Source organism: Streptomyces sp. A01, from assembly GCF_059026195.1.
Window position 1 is genome coordinate 1 of the sequence record NZ_JBWLKN010000060.1, and the last position, 10,558, is coordinate 10,558.

The 10,558-nt window shown below is 69.4% G+C and carries 5 protein-coding genes; 2 read left to right on the forward strand and 3 right to left on the reverse strand.

What is annotated here, in order from left to right:
* A partial coding sequence (locus tag AC5P1B_RS35255; RefSeq protein ID WP_493892113.1) for a type I polyketide synthase occupies positions 1 to 1,937 on the reverse strand: 1,937 nt, incomplete at its 3' end.
* Positions 1,938 to 2,881: 944 nt separating this feature from the next.
* Between AC5P1B_RS35255 and AC5P1B_RS35260 the strand changes: the two genes are divergently transcribed.
* On the forward strand, positions 2,882 to 3,676 hold the full coding sequence (locus tag AC5P1B_RS35260) for an SAM-dependent methyltransferase (protein WP_493892114.1): 795 nt from the start codon (positions 2,882 to 2,884) through the stop codon (positions 3,674 to 3,676).
* Positions 3,677 to 3,738: 62 nt separating this feature from the next.
* Positions 3,739 to 6,924, forward strand: a complete 3,186-nt coding sequence (locus AC5P1B_RS35265) for a beta-ketoacyl synthase N-terminal-like domain-containing protein (RefSeq protein WP_493892115.1) — start codon at positions 3,739 to 3,741, stop codon at positions 6,922 to 6,924.
* Between the two features lie 28 nt (positions 6,925 to 6,952).
* Here the strand turns inward: AC5P1B_RS35265 and AC5P1B_RS35270 are convergent, their stop codons facing one another.
* Positions 6,953 to 8,068: an aromatic ring-hydroxylating oxygenase subunit alpha gene (locus AC5P1B_RS35270; protein WP_493892116.1), complete on the reverse strand. Its 1,116-nt coding sequence runs from the start codon at positions 8,066 to 8,068 to the stop codon at positions 6,953 to 6,955.
* Between the two features lie 153 nt (positions 8,069 to 8,221).
* The coding region (locus AC5P1B_RS35275) for an SDR family NAD(P)-dependent oxidoreductase (protein ID WP_493892117.1) at positions 8,222 to 10,558 on the reverse strand (2,337 nt) is incomplete at its 5' end.

Consider the following 10,558-nt stretch of genomic DNA (forward strand, 5'->3'; position numbering starts at 1 on the left):
ACCGGCTGGACGACATCGACACGCTCCAGGGCCGGGGCGTTGTCCGTCTGCCGCAGTACCTCTCCCAGCGACCAGTCCACATGAGACGCGAGGGCTTCCTCACAGGCAGCGATCTGCCCGGCGAACACAGGCGAGGTATCCAGCAGATCCGCCGCCATACCCGCCCACTGCGACCCCTGACCCGGAAAGACGAACACCGACTTGCCCGCCAGCCCCGCGGTGGTGCCGGTGACCACCTGCGCGGCAGGGGTGTGGGCGGCCAACTGCTCAAGCCCGGTGAGGAGCGCCGCCCGATCACGGCCGAGAACCACTGCACGGTGTTCGAACGTTGTCCGGGCGGTGGCCAGGGACCAGCCGACATCGATCGGAGCCAGCTCCGGGTGGTCGTTCACATGATCCCGCAAGCGCGTCGCCTGTTCCCGGAGCGCACCCTCATCACGCCCCGACACCAACCACGGGATCGTCTCCAGCTCCAGCACCGGCTTGTGTCCCCCACTGCCTTCTCGGCCGTGCGATGCCTGGCTGGTGGCTGGCCGCTCGCCGGATGCGGCGGGGGGTTGTTCGAGGATGATGTGGGCGTTGGTGCCGCTGACGCCGAACGAGGAGACACCGGCGCGGCGCGGTCGGTCCGAACGGGGCCACGGCTGCGCCTTGGCGAGCAGGTCGAGAGCTTCGGTGGACCAGTCCACGTGCGGGGTGGGCGCGTCCACGTGCAGGGTCCTGGGCAGGGTCTCGTTACGCAGGGCCATGACCATCTTGATGACGCCTGCCGCTCCGGCGGCGGCCTGGGTGTGGCCGATGTTCGACTTCACCGATCCGATCCGCAGGGGCCGTCCGGCAGGCCGGTCCTGGCCGTACGTGGCCAGCAACGCCTGGGCTTCGATCGGGTCGCCGAGGGTGGTGCCGGTGCCGTGGGCCTCCACCGCGTCGACGTCGGCTGCCGTGAGTCCGGCGTTGGCCAGGGCCTGGCGGATCACCCGTTGCTGGGCGGGGCCGTTCGGCGCGGTGAGGCCACTGCTGGCCCCGTCCTGATTGACGGCACCACCACGCACCAGAGCCATCACCGGGTGTCCGTCGCGCTGGGCCTGGGACAGCGTCTCCAGCAGCAGCATGCCCGCACCCTCCGACCACCCCGTGCCGTCCGCGCTGGCCGCGAACGCCTTGCACCGCCCGTCTGAGGCCAGTCCCCGTTGTCGGCTGAACTCAACGAATCGGAACGGTGCGGCCATCACCGTCGCCCCGCCCGCCAAGGCCATGGAGCATTCCCCGTTGCGCAGGGCCTGGCAGGCCAGGTGCAGAGCCACCAGCGACGACGAGCATGCTGTATCGACGGTGAGCGCCGGGCCCTCCAGCCCCAGGGTGTACGCGACCCGGCCCGAGGCGACGCTGCTCGCGCTGCCGGTTCCCAGGTAGCCCTCAAGCCCGTCTGGGGCGTGATGAAGCCGTGCGGCGTAGTCGTGGCCCGCGTAGCCGATGAAGGTTCCCGTTCGGCTGCCCTTGAGGGTCACCGGGGAGATCCCAGCTCGCTCGATCGCTTCCCAGGCCGTCTCCAGCAGTAACCGTTGCTGCGGGTCGGTGGCCAGTGCCTCGCGCGGGGAGATGCCGAAGAAGGCGGGATCGAAGTCCGTCGCGTCGTGGAGGAACCCGCCTTCGCGGACGTAGGACGTGCCCGGATGGTCCGGGTCCGGGTCGTACAGTCCCTCAAGGTCCCAGCCACGGTCGTCCGGGAAGCCCGAGATCGCGTCGCGGCCTACGGCCAGTAGCTCCCAGAACGACTCTGGGGATGTCACTCCGCCCGGGAAGCGGCAGGACATCCCCACGATGGCGATCGGTTCTGAGGAGGCGGCGATCAGGTTCTGGTTTTTACGTCGAAGCCTTTCGATCTCCTTGAGGGATGCCCGGAGGGCGTCGGCGACCTTCTCGTCAGCTGAAGTCACCACGATGTGAATTCCCTCTCCATGTGAGAAACAGAAGGCTCAGACGTCATGTTGGCAGGGGCTGCCGCGGCTCAGGGCGCCGAGTGTTTCGACCTGATTCCGCGTCAGCGGCTTCCGGAGATTTTCGTTCTCCCCGTGCTCTCCCTGCGTTTTCGCCGCGTACGAGACACATGTCGCACTGTGCGAAATTCACCACCAGGCGAGGTCACCACGATCTCCAAAAACCCGCTCGTCATGGGCTGGGCATTCTCAAATGGCGGCCGAACCTCAGTGTCAGGGCATGAGGACGTCGCAGAATCCAAAAGATCCCCATCAGGTTGGCCTTGCGGGAGCGGTCTGGCAACCCCCTATTCGGTAGGGGATTCTGGAATTCGTACGTATATGGCACTGCGGCGAGGATCTGGCCTGGCTATGGACCGTAAGCGACCGGTTGAGACTGGAGATGGCCGGATGGGGCGGTGGGTGATCGGCGAGTGTGGTGGTGTGAACGTGTGTGCGCCGTTCCGGTGTCGACGAATCCGCGGTTCTAGTGGATTGCGGGAGGGTGGATAAGGGTTGGTAAGGGTTGAGGGCCTCGACTCCGGTGGGTACGGTCAACCCTTGCGCGACCTGCGAGCGCGCGGCGCGTAGACGATATGACGGGTCGAAGGCGTATGGCGGGTCGAACGGGGGTTCCCGCGACACGGGGAACGTGAATCGGCGGGCCTCGCCCCAGAGTGCAGAATTCGTCTCGCCGACTTCCCATGGGGTCAGGACCGAAAGGATTCTGACGGACGCCAGAGACTGCACCAGAAAATCCACCGGTGTTTCCGCTGGAACGCGGTTCGTACGGTTCGCAGAGCAAGACGGGTTCCCCCAGCCGCCCGCATGCGTTCCCGTTATGGTTCATTCCACGGGCAGTTGAACTGGTCCCGCCCGGAGTGTTGTGAATACAGGAGGGCTCAATGACGCGTATGGACTTTCCCGCCGGCGACGAAGTCGGCGCGCTGTACGACCAGATCCATCCGTTCTCGGACCGGCTCTTCGTCGGGCAGAACATGCATTTCGGCTACTGGTCGGGCCCCGAGGACAACAGCAGTGCTCTTGAAGCCCAGGACCGGCTCACCGACATGATGATGGAACGCGTGCCGCTCACCCCCACCGGCCGGTTTCTTGACGTTGGATGCGGTCTGGGAGGCCCGACCGTGCGCTATGCCCGGGCTACAGGTGCCCATGTCGCGGGTGTCACCGTCAGTTCCTGTCAAGTGGCGGCGTGCCAGGAGCTGGCGCGCAACGAAAAGCTCGACGACTGCGTGGAATTCCATCTCGCGGACGCCACCGACAGACTGCCGTTCGAGGACGAGTCGTTCGACGCCGCCTGGGCGCTGGAAAGCTTCCCGCACATGGACCGGGCCGCCGCCCTGCGGGAGATCGCCCGTACGCTGCGTCCTGGTTCACGGCTGGCCCTGACGGACTTCCTCCGGCCCGAAGAGCACACCGAGAATCTCAGCAGCATGCTGGAAGACGTGCGGAAGCAGTGGAAGATCACGCTGGTCAGCCACGACGAATTACTGGCGCTCCTGGATGCGGCCGGGTTCGACGTCGTAGAGACACTCGACATCAATGCGAACACGGCACGACATGGAGAGATGCTCGCCCAGCAGCTGAGCGAGACATACGGCGAGCAGGTGATGGAGGACCTTCCGGGAGCCAATGACGTGCCCGGGACGTACGTGATGCTCACCGCCAGAAAGCGGTGAGATGCCGCTCTCCCCGACTATGTGGGCCCGACTCGCGGTAAAGGCGAAGGAGTTCAGAGGCGATGGTGCAGGAAACCGGCGCGGTGTCTCCCATGGTGTGGATGCTTCGGGCGGCTGACAAGGGCGCACTGGCGGCCAGAGCCAACTCCCTGCGGCAGTACCTGACCACCCGGACCGACTGGTGCCCCACGGACGTGGGCCGCACGCTCGCCAGGGACGCGCTCGACGGGACGACGCGCGCGGCCCTGGTCGCGGAGGACCGCGACGGTTTCCTGGAGCGGCTGGCGGCACTCGCCGAGGGGCGCGGGGCGCTCGGCCTGGTCGAGGGCCAGGGCACCGCTGGCCCGATCGCCTTCGTGTTTCCCGGCCAGGGCACGCAGTGGCCTGGCATGGCACGCGAACTGCTCGACGCCTCACCGGCGTTCCGGGCCCGGATGGACGACTGCGCCCAGGCGCTGGAACCGTTCATCGACTGGTCGCTCATGGACGCGGTGCGCGGTGACCCCGGCGCACCCGGCATGGACCGCGCGGATGTCGTGCAGCCCGCCCTGTTCGCCGTGATGGTGTCCCTGAGCGCGCTGTGGAACAGCTATGGCGTACGTCCTGACGCGGTGCTCGGCCACAGCGTGGGCGAGGTCACGGCTGCCGCCGTCTCCGGCGCCCTGTCCCTGGAGGACTCCGCGCGGGTGGTGGCCCTCTGGAGCCAGGCGCAGGCGACGCTCGCGGGGCGCGGCGAGATGATCTCGGTGCTGGCCTCGGTGGACGAGGTGGAACCACGGCTGGCGCGCTGGGACGGCCGCCTGGTGATCGCCGCCGTCAACGGACCCCGGTCGCTGATCGTCTCCGGCGACGCCGACGCGGCGGCGGAGATGCTGACGGACTTCTCCGCGGCGGGAGTACGCGCCCGGAAGATCATAGTGGGGCTCGCGGCGCACTCCGCGCACATCGACGAGATCCTCCCGCGCGTGCGAACGGACCTGGCGCCGATCCAGGCACGCCCCGCCCCCCTCCCGTACTACTCCGCACTGGCCGGAGATCTGCTTCCCGTCCCCCGGCTCGACGCCGACTACTGGTGCCGCAACCTGCGCGGCACCGTACGGTTCGAGCAGGCCACGCGGGCCCTGCTGCGCGACGGGTACGGGGTGCTGCTTGAGGTCAGCCCGCACACCGTCCTGACCTCCGCCCTTCAGGCCAGCGCCGAAGCGGCCCGCGGCGGCGCCCTCGTCTGCGGGACGCTGCGCCGGGACCAAGGCGGCCGGGCGCGGTTCCTCACCTCGCTCGGTGAACTGTGCGCCCACGGTGTCGTCCCCGACTGGGACGCGGTGTTCGCCGGACACGGCGGGCCGGGGATGGAGCTGACGCTGGACCTCGAAGCGGTGCTCGAAACGGTGAGCGCGTACGACACCGGGACGGTCGGGGTCCCGCTGCCGGACCGGCTGGCCGGGTTGCCGGGGAGCGAGCAGCGTGCGGAGCTGCTGGCACTGGTGGGCCGAGAGGTCGCGGCGGTGCTGGGGAAGCCCGGCGCGGTGAGCGCCGGCCGGTCGTCGGCCTCCTTCCTCGACCTCGGCGTTGACTCCGTGACAGCGGTGGAACTGCGCCACCGCATCGTCGCGGCGACCAGCGTCCCGTTCCCCGCCACGCTGGTGTTCGACTATCCGACTCCCGCGGCGCTGGCGGAGTTCCTGCATGCCGCGCTCGTCGGCGCCGACCGGGACACCGCCGCAGGTCCGGCGACGCCTCTGGCCGTGGACCCCGTCGACCCCGTGGAACCGGTGGCGATCGTGGGCATGGCGTGCCGCTATCCCGGCGGCGTGTCCACCCCCGAGGAGCTGTGGCGACTGGTGTCCGACGGCGTCGACGCCGTCACGGCGTTTCCGGCCAATCGGGGCTGGGACGTCGATGGCGCGTACGATCCGGAACCGAGCGTGCTGGCCCGGTACTACCAGCGCGAAGCCGGCTTCCTCCACGACGGGGACCAGTTCGACGCCGCGTTCTTCGGCATCGCGCCACGCGAGGCGCTGGCGATGGACCCCCAGCAGCGGCTGCTGCTGGAGACGGCATGGGAGGCTGTCGAACGGGCGGGGATCGAGGTGCCGTCGCTGCGCGGCAGCCGGACCGGGGTGTTCGTCGGCGCGATGACCATGGACTACGGCCCCCGCCTGGACGAGGGCGCCGAGTCCGCCGGCCATCTGCTGACCGGCAACACCGGCAGCGTCGCCTCCGGTCGGCTGGCCTACACCCTGGGCCTTGAGGGAGCGGCGATCACCGTGGACACCGCCTGCTCCTCCTCGCTGGTCGCCCTGCACCTGGCCGTTCAGGCCCTGCGGCACGGCGAATGCGGGCTCGCGCTCGCCGGAGGCGCGACGGTCATGTCGACGCTGGGCATGTTCGTGGAGTTCTCCCGGCAGCGGGCACTGGCCCCCGACGGCCGGTGCAAGGCGTTCGCCGCCGGAGCCGACGGCTTCGGACTCGCTGAGGGAGTGGGAACCCTGCTGCTGGAACGGTTGTCGGACGCCCGGCGCAACGGCCACCCCGTCCTCGCGGTCGTACGGGGATCAGCGGTCAACCAGGACGGTGCCAGCAACGGCCTGTCGGCGCCCAACGGGCCGTCGCAGCAACGAGTGATCCGCGAGGCACTGGCCAACGCGGGAGTGTCGCCGGCCGACGTGGACGCGGTGGAGGCGCACGGGACCGGCACCAAGCTGGGCGATCCGATCGAGGCACAGGCCCTGCTGGCGGCCTACGGGCAGGGCCGCCCCGCCGACCGGCCGCTGTGGCTGGGATCGCTGAAGTCCAACCTCGGCCATACGCAGGCCGCGGCCGGTGTGGCAGGTGTGATCAAGATGGTGCAGGCCCTGCGCCACGGAGTGCTGCCCAGGACACTGCACATCGACGAGCCCTCGCCCTATGTGGACTGGTCCTCCGGCGCACTCAGGCTGCTCGAAGAACCGCGGGCCTGGCCGTGCGAGGGACACACCCGCAGGGCAGGGGTGTCGTCCTTCGGTATCAGCGGCACCAACGTGCACGTGATCCTGGAACAGGCACCACCGGAGCCCGCCGCACCCACAGCCGGGAAGACGGGCCAGGCCGCGGTGCTCGACCCGTCAGTGGTGCCATGGCTGCTCTCCGCCAAGACCGAAGAGGCGCTACGAGAACAGGCACGCCGACTCCTCAGCACCGTGCTGGCCGACGCCGCGCCGGGTGCCGAGGTTCCGCGTCCCAAGACGCGGGGGTCGGCTGTCGGCTGAGCCCAGCGCGGAGAGGCCACCGGACGGCTCAGCGGTCGTTGGGCTGGGCGGACACATCGCGCAGGGCGCGCCCATTGGCTCCCGTGGGTGCGGGTGTCTCCGCGGCGTCCTGCTCACGCACATCCCGGTCTGCTTCCCGGTGGGCGTCGGTGTGGCCTTGCCCGGCTTCGGCGGGTCCCCAGAACTGCTGCGCCCAGCGACGCATGAGCATGATGGGACCATCCCCCGCAGCGATCTTCGGGTAGGCGGCGGGCCGCCGGTTCTCCCAGATCTCGTAGTCCTGTTTCACCTGCCTCTTGGTGACGAAGCGGACCATGTGGGAGAGGGCGGGCGCGAGCGCGGCCCCCGCCCGCGAGCCGATCCTCGCGGATGTCGTCAGCCTGAGACGCACGCGACCGGGGTCCTCCGGGGTGAGCGCGGCCGCCTGCGCCAGCTGGAGGTCGAACGCCGGAACCGTCACCACCGAGGAGACGAGCCCGATGCCGCTGCACGTGAACTCCGCGGTTCCCTGGACCTCCTTGAGCGACCTGAGCCGGTGAAGTTTCTTCTCCTTGAAGAACCCCAGCTCCTCAACCCCCGCGAGGTTCACGGAGACCCTCATGTACGGGCCGTCAGAGACCGTCGAGACCAGGTTGATCGCCGTGTTGTGAACAGGCCCGAAGTGCCCGGTGTCGACGAGGTTCTCGACGAGGTCTTCCGGGTTGCCCGAGGAGGCGATCTGGAACGCGGTGGGTTGGGTGAATCCGTCGGTGGGGAGCTTCGCGGGCTCCCAGGTCGGCGGGGTGCCGCTCTCGTGGTGCCAGGCGAAGATCAGGCCGTTGGCCTCGAAGGTGGGGATGAGGGTCAGGGAGGCACGGGGCGGAGGCTTCCCGTAGGGCGTACGCACGCAGTCGCCTGAAGGGCCGAACGAGAAGTGGTGGAAGGGGCAGACGATATTCTCCCCGGCGACCCGCCCGCCATGCCCGAGGTGGGCTCCCAAGTGCGGACAGTACGGGCGGGTGCCGCGTAACTGGCCGTCGCTGGTGCGGTAGACGACGACATCCTCGCCTGCGAGCCGCCCGGTGAAGACCCGGCCGGACGCCACCTCGCCGCTGCACGCGACGGGGAACCAGCCGTTGGGGTAGCGATGTGTCTCGGTGGGCATCGTTTTCCTCACTCTTCTCTAGCTCTTCTCTGGTTCTTCTCGCGTGTCGATCAGGAGGCATGCGGGCTTGGCGGTGACGCGGGCCGTCTCACGAACTCCTCGTAAGAGGCAGCCGAGAACGCGCTGACACCCAGTTCAGAGGCCCTTTCGGCGTCAGTCCCTTTCGGCGTCGGAGCTCGGTGCCTCAAGCGCCATTTCGACAAGGCTGTCGAGATCCATGGAGTCGAGGATCTCCGTCGGGTCATCCTGAGCCGGATGGGATGTCTTCCCGTGCACGTCGGCGAGGTGCAGCAGGGGCTCCAGCAGCCCAGCCGCCCGCAACTCACCCAGGGGGATGGACGCCATGGCTTCACGGATGTCGCTCTCGTGGCCTGCGGAGTAGTCGGCGCCCAGACGGCCGTTTCCGTTACGGTCCGAGGCCGGGCAGAGGTCGGAGAAGGCGGCACTCAGCACGTGGCGGGCGAGCGCGTCGGGCGCGGGGTAGTCGAAGATCAACGTGGCCGGTAGCTGAAGGCCCGTCGCCGCTGTCAGCCGGTTTCGCAGGTCCACGGCGGTCAACGAATCGAAACCCGACTCCAGGAATCCACGATCCGCCGGTACTGCTTCTGGGTTGCGATGCCCCAGGGCGGTGGCGGCCTGGCTTCGGACGAACTGGAGAACCGCCGGCTCGCGCTTGTCAGATGGCAGAGCGATGAGCCGCTGGTGCAACGTGCTGGACGGGCCGGCGGGAGCGGCTGCCTCGGGTGCGGCGGTCTGGGCGCGAGCCTCGGGAATCTCGGAGACCAGGGGATGGGGGTGCGTGGCGGTGAGGCTGGGGACGAGGTCGGCCCAGTCGATGTCGGCGATGGTGACGCAGGCGCCATGCCGCTGCGCATGCTGGAGGGCCACGGTGGCGAGACCGGGCGGGAGGGGGATGAGGCCATGGCGCGGAACGTGTCGATGGGAGTTGGTGGAGGCGGCCATGCCCACGTCGGCCCACGGTCCCCAGGCGACGGAGGTCGCGGGGAGGCCGGCGGCGTGGCGGTGGTGGGCCAGGGCGTCGAGGTAGGCGTTGGCGGCGGCGTAACCCGCCTGACCGGGACTGCCCCAGGTGGCGGCGGCCGACGAGAAGAGGACGAAGTTGGAGAGGGGAAGATCCCGGGTGAGGAGATGGAGGTTGTCGGCTGCTTCCTTCTTGGCACGCAGCGTTGCCGCCACCTGTTCCGAGGTGGTGTTGGCGAGAGTGGCGTCGTTGAGGACACCGGCGGCGTGAATGACGCTGGTCAGGGGGAGGTCGGCGGGGACGGCCGCGAGGACCTGGGCGAGGGTGCCCTGGTCGGCGGCGTCGCAGGCGGTGATGGTGACGCGCGCCCCGAGTTCGGTCAGCTCGGCACGGAGTTCGGCCGCGCCGGGAGTATCGGGGCCGCGGCGGCTGACCAGGAGGAGGTGGGGGGCGCCTTGGGCGGCGAGGTGTCGGGCGACCTGAGCCCCGAGAGCGCCGGTGCCGCCGGTGATCAGCGTGGTGCCCGCGGAGTTCCAAGCCGGCGGAGCGACTGAGGAAGGGGCAGCGGCGTGTCGGAGACGCGGCGTGTGAAGGCCCTGAGGGCGCACGGCCAGTTGGTTCTGCCTGTCGGGGTGATCGCTCGGGGCGGTGATGTGCCGGAGGGCGGTGGTGAGATGGGTGTCGGGATACCCGGTCATGGCGGGGTGGTCGATGAGGCCGCCCCACTGGTGAGGCTGTTCGAGGGCGGCGGTACGGCCAAGGCCCCAAACGAGCGCATGAGCCGGGTGGTTGAGCGCGTCATGGTCGCTCACACTGACGGCGCTTTGGGTGACGCACCACAGCGAAGCGGCCGGTCGCGCGGTACTGACGGCGTGGATGAGCGCGAGTGTCGCGTGAGTGCCGACCGGGGCCGCCGGGTGCACGGGGTGGGGCTCCCCATCGAGGGCGAGGAACGACAGGATGCGCGTCGGTGCCGTGGCCGCGGCACCGAGTTGGCCCGCGAGGTCGTCCGGATCGGCAGCGGCGGCGTTGACGGCGAGGACCTGGTGAGGGATGCCGTGATGGCGGAGGGTGCGGAGCCAGGCGGCGACTGGTTCGCTGTCGCCGTAGCCCTCGGGGACGACCAGCAGGAACCGGTGGTCGGTCGCCGGACCACTCGGGAGCGGCGGGGGCGGAGGCGCGGGCTTCCAGGCGATGTCGTAGCACCAGCCGTCGATGGTGGAGGACTCACGTTGTTGGCGGTGCCACTGGGAGAGCATGGGCAGCACGGCGCCGAGACTGGAGTGCTGCTCGGTGTCCTGCGGCTGTAGGGCTGCTGCGACGGTGGCCAGGTCCTGCTGCTCGATCGCCTCCCAGAACCGGTTCTCCCCCTCACCCCGAGCCGTAACGGAACCCGTACCGGCGAGAGCAGGAGGAGCCTCCAGCCAGTAGCGCTGGCGTTGGAAGGCGTAGGTGGGCAGCTCCACCCGCCGCACGTCTTCCCCGGCCAGTACCTGCTCCCACGCCAC

What these genes read in the sequence shown, in the direction of transcription:
- AC5P1B_RS35260 (WP_493892114.1), top strand. Translation starts at nt 2,882, where the DNA reads ATGACGCGTATGGACTTTCCCGCCGGCGACGAAGTCGGCGCGCTGTAC.
- AC5P1B_RS35265 (WP_493892115.1), top strand. Translation starts at nt 3,739, where the DNA reads ATGGTGCAGGAAACCGGCGCGGTGTCTCCCATGGTGTGGATGCTTCGG.
- AC5P1B_RS35270 (WP_493892116.1), bottom strand. Translation starts at nt 8,068, where the DNA reads ATGCCCACCGAGACACATCGCTACCCCAACGGCTGGTTCCCCGTCGCG.